The 14,932-nt window shown below is 66.6% G+C and carries 16 protein-coding genes; 1 reads left to right on the forward strand and 15 read right to left on the reverse strand.

Annotated elements, in window-relative coordinates:
- Positions 1–42: 42 nt before the first annotated feature.
- From pheT to infC, 10 genes are all read right to left on the reverse strand, one after another.
- Positions 43–2,559 (reverse strand): phenylalanine--tRNA ligase subunit beta, encoded by a 2,517-nt coding sequence (gene pheT / locus F1C58_RS12970; RefSeq protein WP_185201492.1) that lies wholly within the window; start codon positions 2,557–2,559, stop codon positions 43–45.
- Entirely contained in the window at positions 2,559–3,614 is a 1,056-nt protein-coding gene (gene pheS, locus F1C58_RS12975) for a phenylalanine--tRNA ligase subunit alpha (protein ID WP_255461109.1), read from the reverse strand. Before pheS ends, pheT begins: the two co-directional genes overlap by 1 nt.
- A gap of 43 nt (positions 3,615–3,657) precedes the next feature.
- A complete protein-coding gene (locus tag F1C58_RS12980) occupies positions 3,658–4,476 on the reverse strand; it encodes an amino acid ABC transporter permease (RefSeq protein WP_185201493.1) in 819 nt (272 codons plus the stop codon).
- Entirely contained in the window at positions 4,473–5,120 is a 648-nt protein-coding gene (locus F1C58_RS12985; RefSeq protein ID WP_185201494.1) for an amino acid ABC transporter permease, read from the reverse strand. Before F1C58_RS12985 ends, F1C58_RS12980 begins: the two co-directional genes overlap by 4 nt.
- A 78-nt stretch (positions 5,121–5,198) precedes the next feature.
- Positions 5,199–6,047 (reverse strand): glutamate ABC transporter substrate-binding protein, encoded by an 849-nt coding sequence (locus F1C58_RS12990; RefSeq protein WP_255461110.1) that lies wholly within the window; start codon positions 6,045–6,047, stop codon positions 5,199–5,201.
- Between the two features lie 54 nt (positions 6,048–6,101).
- Positions 6,102–6,890, reverse strand: coding sequence for an amino acid ABC transporter ATP-binding protein (locus F1C58_RS12995; RefSeq protein WP_185201496.1), 789 nt, complete (start codon positions 6,888–6,890; stop codon positions 6,102–6,104).
- A 109-nt stretch (positions 6,891–6,999) separates the two neighbouring features.
- On the reverse strand, positions 7,000–7,806 hold the full coding sequence (locus F1C58_RS13000; RefSeq protein WP_185201497.1) for an RNA methyltransferase: 807 nt from the start codon (positions 7,804–7,806) through the stop codon (positions 7,000–7,002).
- 168 nt (positions 7,807–7,974) lie between these two features.
- Positions 7,975–8,361: a 50S ribosomal protein L20 gene (rplT, locus tag F1C58_RS13005; RefSeq protein ID WP_185201498.1), complete on the reverse strand. Its 387-nt coding sequence runs from the start codon at positions 8,359–8,361 to the stop codon at positions 7,975–7,977.
- 31 nt (positions 8,362–8,392) lie between these two features.
- Positions 8,393–8,587, reverse strand: a complete 195-nt coding sequence (gene rpmI, locus F1C58_RS13010; RefSeq protein ID WP_185201499.1) for a 50S ribosomal protein L35 — start codon at positions 8,585–8,587, stop codon at positions 8,393–8,395.
- A 30-nt stretch (positions 8,588–8,617) separates the two neighbouring features.
- Positions 8,618–9,682 (reverse strand): translation initiation factor IF-3, encoded by a 1,065-nt coding sequence (gene infC / locus F1C58_RS13015; RefSeq protein ID WP_255461111.1) that lies wholly within the window; start codon positions 9,680–9,682, stop codon positions 8,618–8,620.
- Positions 9,683–9,930: 248 nt separating this feature from the next.
- Between infC and F1C58_RS13020 the strand changes: the two genes are divergently transcribed.
- Entirely contained in the window at positions 9,931–10,293 is a 363-nt protein-coding gene (locus tag F1C58_RS13020; protein WP_185201500.1) for a DUF1844 domain-containing protein, read from the forward strand.
- Between the two features lie 117 nt (positions 10,294–10,410).
- On the opposite strand, the gene F1C58_RS13025 is transcribed toward F1C58_RS13020, so the two are convergent.
- Genes F1C58_RS13025 through F1C58_RS13045 form a run of 5 tightly spaced genes read right to left on the reverse strand, consistent with a single transcriptional unit; the run spans position 10,411 to position 14,848 of the window.
- The gene (locus tag F1C58_RS13025) at positions 10,411–10,608 is read right to left on the reverse strand and encodes a hypothetical protein (RefSeq protein WP_185201501.1); all 198 of its coding nucleotides are present in this window, start codon (positions 10,606–10,608) and stop codon (positions 10,411–10,413) included.
- Between the two features lie 11 nt (positions 10,609–10,619).
- Positions 10,620–11,747: a bifunctional 2-methylcitrate synthase/citrate synthase gene (locus F1C58_RS13030; protein WP_185201502.1), complete on the reverse strand. Its 1,128-nt coding sequence runs from the start codon at positions 11,745–11,747 to the stop codon at positions 10,620–10,622.
- Between the two features lie 10 nt (positions 11,748–11,757).
- Entirely contained in the window at positions 11,758–12,654 is an 897-nt protein-coding gene (gene prpB / locus F1C58_RS13035; RefSeq protein ID WP_185201503.1) for a methylisocitrate lyase, read from the reverse strand.
- The gene (locus F1C58_RS13040) at positions 12,654–14,156 is read right to left on the reverse strand and encodes an MmgE/PrpD family protein (protein WP_185201504.1); all 1,503 of its coding nucleotides are present in this window, start codon (positions 14,154–14,156) and stop codon (positions 12,654–12,656) included. Before F1C58_RS13040 ends, prpB begins: the two co-directional genes overlap by 1 nt.
- Positions 14,153–14,848, reverse strand: a complete 696-nt coding sequence (locus tag F1C58_RS13045; RefSeq protein ID WP_185201505.1) for a GntR family transcriptional regulator — start codon at positions 14,846–14,848, stop codon at positions 14,153–14,155. Before F1C58_RS13045 ends, F1C58_RS13040 begins: the two co-directional genes overlap by 4 nt.
- Positions 14,849–14,932 lie beyond the last annotated feature (84 nt).

Below are 14,932 nucleotides of genomic sequence, written 5' to 3' on the forward strand. Positions count from 1 at the left end.
ATGTCCACCTCTCGAGCCTAGCGGACATCCGCCCGCCTCCCGCTACTCGCGGATGCCCGCGCCGAATCGCTCGGCGGCGAGGGCGGCTCCGGCGAGCTTCGCCTCGGTTGCCTCCGGTGCCGTGAGAGTGCGGTCGTCGGCCCGGAAACGCAGGGCGAAGGTGAGTGACTTCGATCCTTCCGCGATGCCCGATCCGCGGTAGTCGTCCACGAGGTTGGCCACCTCAAGAAGCGGCCCCGCCCCCTCGACGATCGATGACAGCACTTCGCCAGCCGGCACCTCCGCCCCGAGCACGAGCGAGAGGTCCTGGGTTGCCGCGGGGTAGGCGGCGATCGGGCGTGGCGAGACCTCGGCCTCGGCCAGCTCGATGAGCAGGCCGAGTTCGAGCTCGAGCACCGCGGTGACCCGGGGAAGGTCCAGTTCGTCGGCGAGGGCCGGGAGCAACTCCCCCGCGAATCCGATGCTCCGATCGCCGAAGAACAGCTCGGCGGTGCGCCCCGGGTGCAGGGAATGGTGCGAGCCCTTGGCGACCGAGATCGTGGCGCCGAGCGCCTGACCGACCTGGCGAGCCGTGTCGAGCGCATCCGCCACCCCGTGCTGGATCGCGGGCTGGCCGGGCTGCTTCGAGACCGCGGCGCCGGTGAACAGTGCCGCGACGCGAAGAGGCTGCGGGGGGATGCTGCCGAGCAGATCCGCGAGCTCCGCGCTCGTCGGGCGGATGATCCCGGAGGGCAGGTCACCACTTCCGTAGCGCACGCCGGACTCCGGTCGGAACACCGATCCGATCTCGTAGAGGGCGAGATCCACGAGTCCGCGGGAGAGGTTGCGGCGGGCGATCTCGATGAGTCCGGGAAGCAGAGAGGTGCGAAGGAACGGCGCCTCGCCGTCGAGCGGGTTCGCGAGGCGGATGGCGGGGACCACTCCCGCAACGGACGCGCCGAAGCTGTCGTTGGCGCGCTTCGACACGAAGGGATAGGAGAGCACCTCGGTGGCACCGGCGGAGGCGAGCAGCTGCGCCGTGGATCGACGGAGTCGTTGCTCGCGCGTGAGGCCGCGCCCGGGAGGAGCGGTGGGCAGCACCGCGGGAATGCGGTCGTAGCCCACGATGCGGGCCACTTCCTCGGCGAGGGTCGCCTTGTCGGTGAGGTCGGGGCGCCAGCTCGGAGGGGTCACCGAGAGCGCGTGGTCGATCGGCTCGATCGATCCGCCGATGTCCGTGAGGGAACGCAGGATCTCGACATCCGAGTAGTCGGCGCCGACGAGACCGGCGATATAGCCGTCCGGCAGCACGATCGGCTCGCGCGGAGCAACGTCGAACAGGCGGGAGCTCTCGGGGTCGGCTTGCCCATCGGCGAGCTGCAGGAGCAGTTCGACGACCCGGGCGGCGGCGGCATCCGCGACCTCGGGATCGACACCGCGCTCGAACCGGCGGGACGCTTCACTCGGCAGTTTGTGGCGGCGGGCGGAGCGGGCGATCGACACGGGGTCGAAGTTCGCCGCCTCGACGAGAACGTTCGTGGTGGTCGCACCGATCTCGGTGGAGGCTCCGCCCATCACGCCGGCGAGCCCGATCGGCCCGGAGTCGTCGGTGATCAGCAGGTCCTGCGGATCGAGAGTGCGGGTCTGGTCGTCGAGGGTCACGAGCTTCTCGCCGGGCTCGGCACGGCGAACGACCAGCCCTCCGCTGACCCGGTCGAGGTCGTAGCCATGGGTCGGCTGGCCGAGCTCGAGCATCACGTAGTTGGTGATGTCGACGACCAGCGAGATGGAGCGGATGCCGGCGAGGCTCAGTCTCGCGATCATCCACGGCGGGGTGGGGCGGCCGGCATCGATGCCGCGCACCGTGCGGGTGACGAAGACGGTGGAGCCGACGCGCCCGCGGATCGGGGCGCGGTCGTCGATCACGGGCACGGGTCTCGATACGGAGCTCGATGCTCCGTCGTCGCTCGCCACTCGACCACCGAGGACGGCCGGGTCGCGGAAAGCAGCCCCGGTGGCGTGCGCGTACTCTCGGGCGACGCCGCGGATGGAGAAGGCGTAGCCGCGGTCTGGGGTGACGTTGATCTCGACGGCCCAGTCGTCGAGGCCGAGCAGTGCCGTGGCATCCGCTCCCACCTCGGGGTCGAGGCCGAGCGAGGCGAGACGCAGGATGCCGTCGTGCTCCTCACCGAGACCGAGCTCGCGCGCAGACGCGATCATGCCGTCGGAGACGTGACCGTAGGTCTTGCGAGCCGCGATGGGGAACGGGCCAGGCAGGATCGCCCCGGGCAGGGAGACGACGACCTTGTCGCCGACGATGAAGTTGTGCGCGCCGCAGACGATACCTCGGGGCTCGGCCTCCCCCACATCCACCTGGCACCAGTTGATGGTCTTGCCGTTGGACTGCGGCTCCGGCGTGAACTCCAGCACCTTGCCGACGACGATCGGCCCGCTGAGGCCGAAGTCGTGGATGGCCTCCTCTTCGAAGCCCACGCTCACCAGCGCGGCATGAACTTCCTCCGGGGTGACGTCGAGCGGGATATCGACGAACTCCCGCAGCCACGAGATCGGGACGCGCATCAGACCACCATTCCGAACTGCTGCGAGAAGCGGATGTCGCCCTCGACCATGTCGCGCATGTCATTGAGATCGTTGCGGAACTGCAGGGTGCGCTCGATCCCCATGCCGAAGGCGAAGCCCTGGTACTCGTCGGGATCGATGCCCGCGGCGCGCAGCACGTTGCGGTTCACCATGCCGCAGCCCCCCCATTCCACCCAGCGCGCCCCGCCCTTGGCGTTCGGCTGCCAGACATCCATCTCTGCGCTCGGCTCGGTGAAAGGGAAGTAGTTGGGGCGCAGCCGGATCTTCGCCCCGTCGCCGAACATGATGCGGGCGAAGTGCTCGAGCGTGCCGCGCAGGTGCGCCATCGTGAGCCCCTTGTCGATCGCGATGCCTTCGACCTGATGGAACACCGGGGTGTGGGTCGCGTCGAGCTCGTCGGTGCGGAAGACCTTTCCGGGCGAGATGACGTAGACCGGCAGCTCGCGGGTGAGCAACGAGCGGATCTGCACCGGGCTGGTCTGGGTGCGCAGCACCAGGTGCGAGTCGACCGGCTCCACGAAGAAGGTGTCCTGCATGGCGCGGGCCGGGTGGTCCTCGTCGAAGTTGAGCGCGTCGAAGTTGAACCACTCGTTCTCGAGTTCCGGTCCCTCCGCAACCTCCCAGCCCATGCCGACGAAGACATCGGCGATGTATTCCTGCAGCAGGTTGAGCGGATGGCGCGCGCCCGGGGTCCAGCGGGAGGCCACGGCCGTGACATCCACGGCCTCCGCGGCGAGGCGCGCGGTCTCCTCGGCGGCGAAGAGCTCGCCCTCCCGAACGGTGAAGGCCTGGTTGGCGCGTCCGCGGGCTTGGCCGACGAGCTTTCCGAAGGCGGCCTTGTCGGCCGGTGCGACGTCACGAAGCGTCGCGTTGAGCTTCGCGAGCGGTGACGCTTCGCCGAGGTGCTCGGTCTTGACCTGCCTGAGGCTCGCGACATCCGTGGCTTCGCCGATGGCGGTGAGAGCCGCATCGAGAGCGGCGCCGACAGTGGATTCGGAGATCGACAGAGGCGGCGGCGTAATGGGGTCTGACACGGGTCCCAAGCTTAATGCCAATGTGCCGAGGCGTCGGTCGGAGCTAGCGAGAGACCCGTTTGCGCGCGAGACGGCGGGCGAAGGCCGAGAGCGAGAGGTTGATCGCGAGGTAGATGACCAACGTCACTATGAAGAGCGAGAGGAGGTAGCGGTTGCCGTAGAAGCTCGACATGCTGTTCATCGTCGTGCGGATCAGTTCGTTGTATCCCACGATGTAGCCGAGGCTCGTGTCCTTGAGAAGGACCACCAGTTGTGCCACGATCACGGGCAACATCTGCCGGAATGCCTGGGGGAATTCGATCATGGTCTTGGTCTGAAGGCGAGTGAGACCGAGGCTCAGGCCAGCCTCGCGCTGGCCCCGAGGCAGCGAGGCGAGGCCGGCCCGCAAGATCTCGCCGATGATCGCTCCGTTGTAGAGGGCGAGACCGAGCACCACCGCCCAGAACGCGCCGAACGAGCTCGCCAGCAGAATGAAGAGCATCAGCAGGAGCACCGGCATGCCGCGGAAGAACTCGAGCACGACGGCGGCGGGCACCCGCACCCAGGAGAAGACCGAGGTTCGCAGGGTGGCGAAGCCGACACCGATGACGAGCGCCAGCGCCGCGGCCACGGCGGCGGCGCGGAGGGTCGCGAGCGCACCGAGGCCGATGTCCCGCCAGACCCGCGGATCCAGGAAGATGTCCCAGCGACTCGAATCGAACGAACCGGGGAGCGTGATGCCGGAGGACTGGCGCGGCGCGGCGAGCGTCAGCACTGCCCAGAGCAGTACCCCCGCGACGATGACGATCGCGACTATCGAGAAGATCAGCGAACGGCGGCGGGCCTTCGGGCCGGGAGAGTCGAACAAGACCGAGGAGCTCATCGGGCCACCACCCATCTCTTTTCCAGTCGTGACGAGAGGATCCCGAGCGGGATGGTGATCACCAGGTAGAAGAAGGCGACGCCGAGCAGGATCGGGACTATCGAGTTGCCGTTCCCGTTGGCGAGCGCCTTGCCCACCGTGAAGAGTTCCGCCACGAAGAATCCACCGGCGACGGAGGTGTTCTTGGCAAGGGCGACCAGCACGTTGACCAGGGGCGGGATCACCATGCGGAAGGCCTGGGGAAGGATGATGAGCGTGAGCGCCTGGCCGAAACCCATCCCGAGGCTGCGTGCCGCCTCCGCCTGTCCGATGGGTACGCCGTTAACGCCGGATCGGAGTGCCTCCGCGACGAAGGGCGCGGTATAGAGGGTGAGGCCCACCAACGCCGCCGGGAAATACGGGATCCGGGGGGTGAGCTGGGGAAGAACGAACGCGAAGAACAGCAGAACGAGCGTGAGGGGCGTGTTACGAAGCATCTCCGTGTAGGCGGCCGCCGCCCCACGAAGACCCGCGACCGGAGAGATGCGCATCGCCGCAACGATGGTGCCGAGGATGATCGCAGAGACGCCGGCGATGACGAACAGTGACAGCGTGACGCCGAATCCCTGCAAGTACAACGGCAGGTTGTCGATCACCGCGTTCATGGATCGTTCCCGTCGAGAGTCGTGGATCGGGGTGGTGGCCGCCGCGGCGGCCCACCACCCCGATGGGTGAGGAGTCGGTTACAGCGAGTAGTCGTCTACCGCGGGAGGAGCGACATAGGGCAGAACCTTGCCGGCGGTGTCTTCCCACGCCTTCTTGTAGCTTCCGTCCTTGTATGCCTTGGTGAGCACATCGTTGATGAAGGTACGGAAGTCACTGTCGTCGTGCTTGAGACCGATTCCGTAGGGCTCCTCTGTGAAGGGCTTGCCGGCGATCTTGAACTCCCCCTCGTTCTGGGCCGCGAGGCCGGCGAGGATCACGTTGTCCGTGCTGACCGCGACCACCGCACCCGAACGAAGCGGCTCGAGGCAGTTGGAGTAGGTGTCGGTGAGCAGCGGCTTGGCGCCGATCTCGGCGAGCTTCGCTGCCGGGGTGGAGCCCGTCACCGAGCACACCGGCTGCCCGACCAGGTCTTTCTCGGACTTGATCGACTTGTTGTCGGCCTTCACCAGGATGGACTGGCCCGCCGAGTAGTACGGTCCGGCGAAGGAGACGACCTCTTTGCGCTTGTCGTTGATCGTGTAGGTAGCGATCACCAGATCGACCTGCTCGGATTCGATGAATGGCTCGCGGTTGGCGGAGACGGTCTCGGTGAAGGTGATGTCGGAGGCCTTGATGCCCAGGCTGGCCGCGATGAGCTTGCCGATCTCGACGTCGAAACCGACGGGACCGTCCGGGCCTTTGAGCCCGAACAGCGGCTGGTCGAACTTGGTGCCGATGGTGATCTTGCCGGCCTCTGACAGCTTTGCCATCGTGCTGCCGGCGGCGAAGCTGGCGACGGGCTTGGGGTCTGCGGCCGGCTCGTCAGAGCCGGCACATCCGGCCAGGATCAGCATGGATGCTGCGGCTAGTCCAATGACGGACAACATTCTCTTCTTCATGGATTCGTACCTCTCTCGTGCTGTGATGGGGTGCGGGTGGGTCTAGTGGTCGAGGATCTTCGACAGGAAGTCCTGGGCGCGCGCGGTCTGGGGATTCGTGAAGAACTGCTCCGGTGTGGCTTCTTCTTCGATCCGGCCGGCGGCCATGAAGAGAACGCGGTCCGCGGCCTTGCGGGCGAAGCCCATCTCGTGGGTGACGACGACCATGGTCATGCCGTCCTTCGCGAGGCCGACCATCACGTCGAGCACCTCGTTGATCATCTCGGGGTCGAGCGCGCTCGTCGGCTCATCCATCAGGATCAGCTTCGGCGTCATGGCCAGCGACCGGGCGATGGCCACGCGTTGCTGCTGGCCGCCGGAGAGCTGAGCGGGCATCTTGCCGGCCTGGTCGGCGATCCCCACCCTGTCGAGCATCTCCATGCCGCGCTTGTCAGCGTCGGTCTTGGAGAGCTTGCGCACCTTGATCGGCGCGAGGGTCACGTTCTCGAGGATCGTCTTGTGGGCGAAGAGGTTGAAGGACTGGAAAACCATGCCGACATCGGCCCGAAGCTGCGCGAGCTCAGAACCCTCTTCCGGGAGGAGTTCACCGTCGATGGTGATGGTGCCGCTGTCGATGGTCTCCAGCCGGTTTATCGCCCGGCACAGGGTCGACTTGCCCGATCCGCTCGGTCCGATCACGACGACGACTTCACCGCGGTTGACCACGGTGTTGATGTCGTTGAGCACGTGGAGGTCACCGAAGTGCTTGTTCACTCCGTCGAGAATCACCAGGGGTTCTCCTCGAACCACGCTGATGTTCGAGGTCGGGGGCTCGCTTGCGCTTGTCTCCATGTCCCCCAATATAGGGGAGACGAGACGCTCCACTCTCATCGAGGCTCAAAGGGTTGCCTGATCGTTAGCGTGCGACCGAGCGCGCCGACACGGCGACTTGCCTGCTGAGCTACTGCCCGCTTCGCTGCGCGAAGGCACTCTCGTAGAGGCAGACCGAGGCGGCGGTCGCGAGGTTCATCGACTCTGCGTGTCCGTAGATGGGCACGGTTATCGCCCGGTCCGCGAGCGCGAAATGCTCGTCCGACAGTCCGCGGGCCTCGTTGCCGAAGAGCCACGCCGTGGGTGAGTCGAGCACGCCATCGACCCGGGCAGCGAGGAGGTCCTCCCCCTTGATGTCGGCCGCCAACACGGTGAGCCCTGCCTGCTGCACCTTGAGAAGCACGGCTTCGAGCTCCACTCCGACCGCAACGGGCAAATGGAAGATCGAGCCCGTCGATGCGCGCACGACCTTGGGGTTGTAGAGGTCGACGCTGCGGCCGGTGAGGATGACCGCATCCGCTCCCGCGGCGTCCGCCGCCCGGATGATCGTGCCGGCGTTACCCGGGTCGCGCACCTCTTCGAGAATCGCGATCAGCTTCGGCCCTGAGGCCAGGATGTCTTTGAGCGAGGTGGGGAACTGGCGGCAGACCGCGATGATCCCCTGGGGAGTGACCGTGTCGGCCATCGTGTCGAGCACCTGCTCGGTGACGAATTCCACGTCGATGCCGGCATCCTCGGCGCGCTGGGCGATATCGGTGTACCGGTCGAGGGCGGTCGGCGTCGCGAACAGCTCTACGACGAGCTCAGGACGGAACGTCAGCGCCTCCGCAACGGACTGGGGACCCTCGAGCAGAAACTGCCCGCTGGAGATCCTGCCCTCGCGCTTCGCGAGTTTGGCAACGCCTCTTACTCGCGGCGAACGGGGATTATCTAGCACGGGAGCAGTCTATTCTGGCGACCTGAATTAGCCGTGGACGTCGGATTCCCCGGCGCGTATATGTCGACGACCCCTCGAACCGAAGAGTGATCCGGGGGCCCGGAGTGCACGGCGAAGGGCCCGGCGGCCGTGAGGCTACCGGGCCCTTCGAGACAACACGACTGCGGGCTACGCGAGCACCTTCGGAGCGGAGGTGTCGGCCGGGAGAGCGGCCTTCGCGGTGGCCACGAGCGCCGCGAACGTGGCGGGCTCGGTGACGGCGAGGTCGGCGAGGATACGGCGATCCACTCCGACTCCGGCCAGGTTGAGGCCCTGGATGAGGCGGTTGTAGGTGAGGCCGTTCGCACGGGACGCAGCATTGATGCGCTGGATCCACAGGCGACGGAAGTCACCCTTGCGGGCGCGGCGGTCACGGTACGCGTAGACGAGGGAGTGAGTGACCTGCTCCTTGGCCTTGCGGTACAGACGCGAACGCTGGCCGCGGTAACCCTTGGCGCGCTCGAGGATTACCCGACGCTTCTTGTGGGCGTTGACGGCCCTCTTTACTCTTGCCATTTCCGTTTTCCTTTAGTTCTGGGGCTCGGCGTTAGATGCCGAGAAGCTTCTTGATGGCCTTGACGTTCGCCGGGGCGATGACCTGGTCCTGGTTGAGGCGGCGCTTGCGCTGGCCCGACTTGGTTACCAGGTTGTGGCGCATGCCAGCCTGCTGCTTCATGATCTTTCCGCTACCGGTGACCTTGAATCGCTTCTTGGTGCCGGAGTGCGTCTTCTGCTTGGGCATATCTCTCCTTTTTGGTGCTACTCGTCGGAACTAGTCCGACGTCACATCTGCTGGTGCAGTCTTGGGCGGAACCGCGCGCGGCTTCGGCGCGTTTCCGGGGGTGGGGGCCGGGCGAGGTACCGGCTTGGAGGCCGTCGCCGGCGTGGGCTTGGACGCGGCGGCCGGGGTGGGGGTCGCGCGCGGTGCCGGGGTGGCCTTCGCGGCGGCGGCCGGAGCAGCCTTCGCTGCCGGGGCCGGCGAGGCGGCAGCGGTTGTGGCGGGCGCAGCCTTGGTGGCGGGGGACGCAGCCGGCGTGGAGGCGGCCGGGGCCGCCTCCACCGACGGAGCGGCCTTGGTCTCGACCGTGGGTGCCTTCCGTGCTTCGACGCGAGCCGCGGCCGGAGCCTCGCCAACCGGGTGGGCTGCGGCATCCGTCGCGGCCTTGACCGACTCGGGCGGCAGCGCGGGGAGCTCTGCACTCGCGGGGCGCTCGGTGCGCTCCGGCTTCGACTTCGCGACCTTGGCATCATGCTCTGCCTTGACCTCGGCCTTGGTCTTGAGCGGCCCGATCACCATGACCATGTTGCGGCCATCGATCATCGGGGTCGACTCGACGCTGCCGAATTCCGACACATCTTCCGCGAAACGCTGCAGCAGGCGCACACCCTGCTCGGGGCGCGACTGCTCGCGACCACGGAACAGGATCATTGCCTTCACCTTGTCGCCGCCCTGAAGGAATCCTTCGGCGCGCTTGCGCTTGGTCTCGTAGTCGTGCACATCGATCTTGAGGCGGAACCGCACCTCTTTGAGGATGGTGTTGGACTGGTTGCGCTTGGCTTCTTTCGCCTTCTGCGCTGTTTCGTACTTGAACTTGCCGAAGTCCATGATCTTGGCGACGGGAGGCTTGGAATTGGGAGCAACCTCAACCAAATCCAGGTCTGCCTCCTGGGCAAGACGAATAGCGTCTTCAATGCGCACTACACCGACCTGTTCGCCATTGGGGCCAACAAGTCGGACCTCCGGAACGCGGATTCGGTCATTGGTACGGGGATCGCTGATGCGTAACTCCTTAGTCGGTCGTGTTGGCCTGTGGATTCGGCGATGTGCCGGACTCACGACGACTGAAGAAATTCACGCGCCCCCGGCATCCGACTTTCTTCGGACACTTCGGCACGGCGACCTGACTACCCGCACCTCCGTGAGGAGGAACAGGCGGACCGCAACAACCCGGTAACCTCGTCATCAGCGATGTTAAGTAAACACATCACTCAGCGGTCAAGCGCGGGTGGGAGAATCTCCACTTTCGTTCCGGGATCCCTTGCAGGGCCCGGAGCCAGCGTTCAGTGTAACAGAGGAAACGCCCGATGAACCAGCAGGATCATTCAGAACCCGGCCACACCCACGAGAATGATGCCGCGCGGGATATCGCGGACGTTCCCGCGATCGAGGTCATCAATACGGTCGCCGTGCATCTGCTCAGTGCCGCCGCGGTGAAGTGTGGGCTGGCGGACGATCCGGACACCCAGCTCGACCTCGACGAGGCCCGCAAGCTGATCAACGCGCTGGCCGGCCTGATCACCGCCAGCGCCCCCGATCTCGGCGACCAGCACGCCCGCGCGCTGCGGGATGGCCTGCGATCCGTGCAGCTGGCGTTCCGCGAGGCATCCCCGATCCCGGATGCCCCGGGCTTCGGTGCCGGCGAGAAGTGGACCGGCGCGGTCAACTGAGCCGGCGGCAAGCCGTCTCCCAGGCGGGGTGAGTCGCACCCTTGTGTGGCCCGCGACATCCACGAGCCGACAGAAGCACGAGCCGACAGAAACACGAGCCGACAGAAGAGTGCGTCCCTAGCGGGGCTCGTCGTCGAAGAGGTTCGGCGGTCCGGGCCGGTTGCGACGATTGCGCGCCGTGACGATGAAGCCCACCACGGCCCAGGCGACCGCGACGACGAAGAACCACGGCTGCGAAGCGGCCCCCAGCAGCAGGCCGACCAGCACCACGACGAAGCCGAGGTTCAGCCAGAAGTAGACCGAGGGGCGACGCACCTCGTCTCCCCCTAGTTCCGCTCCGATGCCGGAACGTGCCGCTCGTCCGGCCCGTTGTACAGGCTGAGCGGGCGGATGAGCGCGTTCGCTGCGCGCTGTTCCATGATGTGCGCGGTCCAGCCGGTGATGCGGCTCGCGACGAACAGCGGGGTGAACATCTCGGTGTCGTAGCCGATGAGGTTGTAGGCCGGGCCGGAGGGGTAGTCCAGGTTCGGCTTGATGTTCTTCGCCTCGCCCATCGCGGCCTCGAGGCTGTCGTAGAGCTCCGCAAGCGGCTGAGCGTCGTACTCGGCGATCAGAGTGTCGAGGGCCGCCTTCATGGTGGGTACGCGCGAGTCTCCGTTCTTGTAGACCCGGTGGCCGAAGCCCATGATCTTGCGCTTCTCGGCGAGCGCAGTCTCGAGCCACGCCTGGGCCTGGTCTGCGGTGCCGATCTCGTCGAAGACGTGCATGACGGCCTCGTTGGCTCCCCCGTGGAGCGGGCCCTTGAGGGCTCCGACCGCACCGACGACAGCCGAATAGAGATCGGCGAGAGTCGAGGTGATCACCCGCGCGGTGAAGGTGGAGGCGTTGAACGAGTGCTCCGCGTACAGGATCATCGACACGTCGAACGCATTCACGACCACGAGATCGGGCACGTCGCCGAAGGTCATGTGCAGGAAGTTGGCCGAGTATCCGAGGTCGTCGCGCGGCTCGACCAGCTCCTGGTTGCGGCGGCGGCGCTGGTCGTACGAGACGATCGCGGGCAGCTTTGCCAGCAACGAGATGGACTTGGCCAGGTTCGATTCCGCACTCGCATCATCGGCGCTGGGGTCATTTGCGCCGATCACGCTGACCGCGGTGCGCACGACATCCATCGGGTGCGCGGTGAGCGGCAGGTCGTCGATCACTCGCTTCACGTTGTCGTCGAGCGAGCGCTGCGAGCGTTCGAGCGTTTCGAAATCCGCCAGCTGGCGATCATCCGGAAGCTCCCCGTGCCAGAGCAGGTATGCCACCTCTTCGAAGGAGCAGTTGGCTGCGAGCTCCTGCACGGGATAGCCCCGGTACAGCAGCGAATTGGTGTCGGGGTTCACCTTGGAGACCGCGGTGTAGTCGACGACGACTCCCGCGAGACCCTTCTTGATGTCTGGATCTGCCATGTTTCTGCTCCTAGCTGAGGGTGAAGTTGAAGACGCTCGTGTCGAAGGCGTTGTACGCCTCGTAGTCGAGCAGTTCGTAGAGCCGCGCACGCGTCTGCATGTTCGGCACCTCCGAGTTGAGCGAACCTTCCCCCTTGATCGTATCGAGCCCGCGCTCCGCGGCACCCATGGCGAGGCGGAGCAGACTCACCGGGTAGATCACCAGGTTGATGCCCACACCGGCGAGCTGATCGTTCGTGAACAGCTCACTCTTGCCGAACTCGGTCATGTTGGCGAGGATCGGCACATCGACCGCCGCGCGGATAGCCTCGAACTCTCCGAGGTCTTTCATGGCCTCCGGGAAGATCGCGTCGGCACCGGCATCCACGAGCGCCTTCGCACGATCGATGGCGACGGCCAATCCGTCGATCGCCCGGATGTCGGTGCGCGCCATGATCAGCAGGTTCGGGTCGCGGCGCGCATCCACTGCCGCACGGATGCGCTTGGTGGCGGTGTCCGCGTCCACGACGGCCTTGCCGTCGAGGTGACCGCACCGCTTCGGATTGATCTGGTCCTCGATGTGCAGGCCGGCGACACCGGCATCCTCGAGCTCCTGCACCGTGCGGGCGACGTTCATCGGCTCGCCGAATCCGGTGTCCGCGTCGACCAGGGAGGGAAGGTCGGTCATGCGACTGATCTGCTTCGCCCGGTTCGCCACCTCGGTGAGGGTCGTGAGCCCGATGTCGGGCAGGCCCAGGTCGGCGGCGATGACGGCGCCGGAGATGTAGACCCCGTCGAAGCCCTTGTCCTGGATGAGCTTCGCGCTCAGCGGGTTGAAGGCGCCGGGCACCAGCTGGAGGCGTCCGCTCGACAGCGCCGTGCGGAACGTGGCGCGCTTCTCGGCGGGGGTCAAGGAGGAATACAGCATCAGAAGAGTCCCTTCGGGCCGGTGGCCAGCAGTCCGGGCCGGGCGGTGACGGTGAGACCGCCCAGCTCCTCGGCGGTCAGCTCCGGCAGCCGCTGCACGAGCGCGAGGAAGCGCTCGATCTCCGCCGGCTCGAGGATGTCCGCCGCGAGCGCCCGGAATTTCGCGATGTAGTGCTCGCGTGCGAAGGGTCGGGCGCCGAGCGGGTGGGCATCCGCCACCGCGATCTCGTCGACGATCGTGGCGCCGTCGGTGAGGGTGATGGCCACGCTTCCGCCGAACGCTTTCTCGGCCGGGTCGTTGGAGTGGTAGCGGCGTGTCCACTCCGGGTCTTCCTCGGTGACCACACGGTTCCAGAGTGCGACGGTGTCGGGCCGGCCAGCCCGCTCGGGCGCGTAGGACCGCTCATGGTGCCACTCGCCGTCCTGAAGCGCGACCGTGAAGATGTAGGGGATCGAGTGGTCGAGGGTCTCGCGGCTCGCTGTCGGGTCGTACTTCTGCGGGTCGTTCGCGCCGGATCCGATCACGTAGTGGGTGTGGTGCGAGGTACGGATGATGACGCGCTCGATGTTGCCGGCCTGCCCGAGAGCGGGATATTCGTTGTGCAGCTTGCGGGCGAGGTCGATCCAGGCCTGCGCCTGGTACTCGGCCGAATGCTCCTTCGTATAGGTGTCGAGGATGCCCCGCTTCGCCTCCCCGGCCTCGGGAAGGGGAACCTCGTAGTGGGCGTCCGGCCCGTCGAGCAGCCAGGCGATCACGCCGTCCTCGCCCTCGTAGATGGGGGTCGGGCTGGTCTGGCCGCGCATGGCTCGATCCACCGCTTCGACGGCCATCTTGCCGGCGAAGGCAGGAGCGTAGGCCTTCCAGGTGGAGATCTCGCCCTTGCGGGACTGGCGGGTGGCCGTGGTGGTGTGCAGCGCCTGTCCGATCGACTGGAAGATCACCTCCGGCGAGAGGTGGAGCATCGTGCCGATTCCCGCGGCGGCCGACGGGCCGAGGTGAGCCACGTGGTCGATCTTGTGGGCGTGCAGGCTGATCGCCTTCACCAGGTCCACCTGGATCTCATAGCCCGTGGCGATTCCGCGCACGAGGTCGGCGCCGGTGCATCCGACGTGCTGGGCGACCGCGAGGATCGGGGGGATGTTGTCGCCCGGGTGGGAGTACTCGGCCGCGAGGAAGGTGTCGTGATAGTCGAGCTCGCGAACGGCGACGCCGTTGGCCCAGGCCGCCCACTCGGGACCGAAACGCCCGCTGACGCCGAACACGGTGGATCCGGGTTCGTACGGGTGGTCTTCGGCCTGCGCCCGGGCGGCGACGGCCGGAGCGCGGGTGATGGAGGCGGTGGCCACCGCTGCGTTGTCGATCAGTCGGTTGATCACCATCTCGGTGACCTCGGGCGTGACCGCCACGGTGTCGGCTGCGACCTGGGCGATCTTCCACGCGAGCTGGTCTTCGCGGGCGAGGTTCTCAGAACTCGGGTGGACTCTGACGGAGTGCAGTTTCACGGTGTTCCTTTCGGGGCGGGGCTGGTGGCGCCCGCCGGCTGGTGGAGCTGTGCCATCTTCTGGATGTTTCGGAGGGCCTGGTGCAGGTGCACCTGCGTCGCGTGGGCAGCGAGTTCGGCATCCCGGGCGGCGATCGCCTGCACGATCAGCAGGTGCTCCGCCGCAGCGGCGGAGAGCCGAGCCGGGTCGTCGACGGCAAGACGGCGCACGCGCACGAGATGGGTGCGGAGCGTGGACAGGGCCGCCGCGAGGTAAGAGTTGTCGACGGAGTCGTCGATGGCTTCATCGAGGCGGGCGACGAGGCCGTAGTAGGCATGACGGGCCGGGTCATCGTGCTCGAGCAGTTCATTCACCGCGGCGAACTCGATCTCGAGCTGCTGGAATACCGCCGGGTCGCCGCGCCGGGCGGCGAGACGTGCTGCCTGTTCTTCGAGTGCCTGCCGCACTTCGAAGATCTCCCGGATGCTGGCAAGCGACAGCTCGGTGACGACGAGTCCCCGCCCAGACTGGGGGGACACGAGGCCATCCGCCATCAGACGGGCGAGCGCCTCGCGCAGGGGGGTGCGGGAGACCCCGAGCCTTGTGGACTGTTCGACCTCGCCGAGCACGCTTCCCGGGCGCAGCTCCCACTCCACGATCTCATCACGGAGGGTCTGGTATGCCCGGTCGCTCGCGCGCTGAGTGACTGCCATTGCTTCCCTCCGTTGCGATTGCAATTTGGTTCTGTGTACACATTATGGCCCACTTCGACCGCGTTTACCCATCCTGTGTCATAC

Origin of the sequence: Glaciihabitans sp. INWT7 (assembly GCF_014217685.1) — a bacterium.
Lineage (GTDB): Bacteria > Actinomycetota > Actinomycetes > Actinomycetales > Microbacteriaceae > Lacisediminihabitans.

Excerpts from the sequence above, each read along its gene's own strand:
- pheT (WP_185201492.1), bottom strand. The coding sequence starts at position 2,559 with ATGCGCGTCCCGATCTCGTGGCTGCGGGAGTTCGTCGATATCCCGCTC.
- F1C58_RS12980 (WP_185201493.1), bottom strand. The coding sequence starts at position 4,476 with ATGAGCTCCTCGGTCTTGTTCGACTCTCCCGGCCCGAAGGCCCGCCGC.
- F1C58_RS12985 (WP_185201494.1), bottom strand. The coding sequence starts at position 5,120 with ATGAACGCGGTGATCGACAACCTGCCGTTGTACTTGCAGGGATTCGGC.
- F1C58_RS12990 (WP_255461110.1), bottom strand. The coding sequence starts at position 6,047 with ATGTTGTCCGTCATTGGACTAGCCGCAGCATCCATGCTGATCCTGGCC.
- F1C58_RS12995 (WP_185201496.1), bottom strand. The coding sequence starts at position 6,890 with ATGGAGACAAGCGCAAGCGAGCCCCCGACCTCGAACATCAGCGTGGTT.
- rplT (WP_185201498.1), bottom strand. The coding sequence starts at position 8,361 with ATGGCAAGAGTAAAGAGGGCCGTCAACGCCCACAAGAAGCGTCGGGTA.
- rpmI (WP_185201499.1), bottom strand. The coding sequence starts at position 8,587 with ATGCCCAAGCAGAAGACGCACTCCGGCACCAAGAAGCGATTCAAGGTC.
- F1C58_RS13020 (WP_185201500.1), top strand. The coding sequence starts at position 9,931 with ATGAACCAGCAGGATCATTCAGAACCCGGCCACACCCACGAGAATGAT.
- F1C58_RS13030 (WP_185201502.1), bottom strand. The coding sequence starts at position 11,747 with ATGGCAGATCCAGACATCAAGAAGGGTCTCGCGGGAGTCGTCGTCGAC.
- prpB (WP_185201503.1), bottom strand. The coding sequence starts at position 12,654 with ATGCTGTATTCCTCCTTGACCCCCGCCGAGAAGCGCGCCACGTTCCGC.
- F1C58_RS13045 (WP_185201505.1), bottom strand. The coding sequence starts at position 14,848 with ATGGCAGTCACTCAGCGCGCGAGCGACCGGGCATACCAGACCCTCCGT.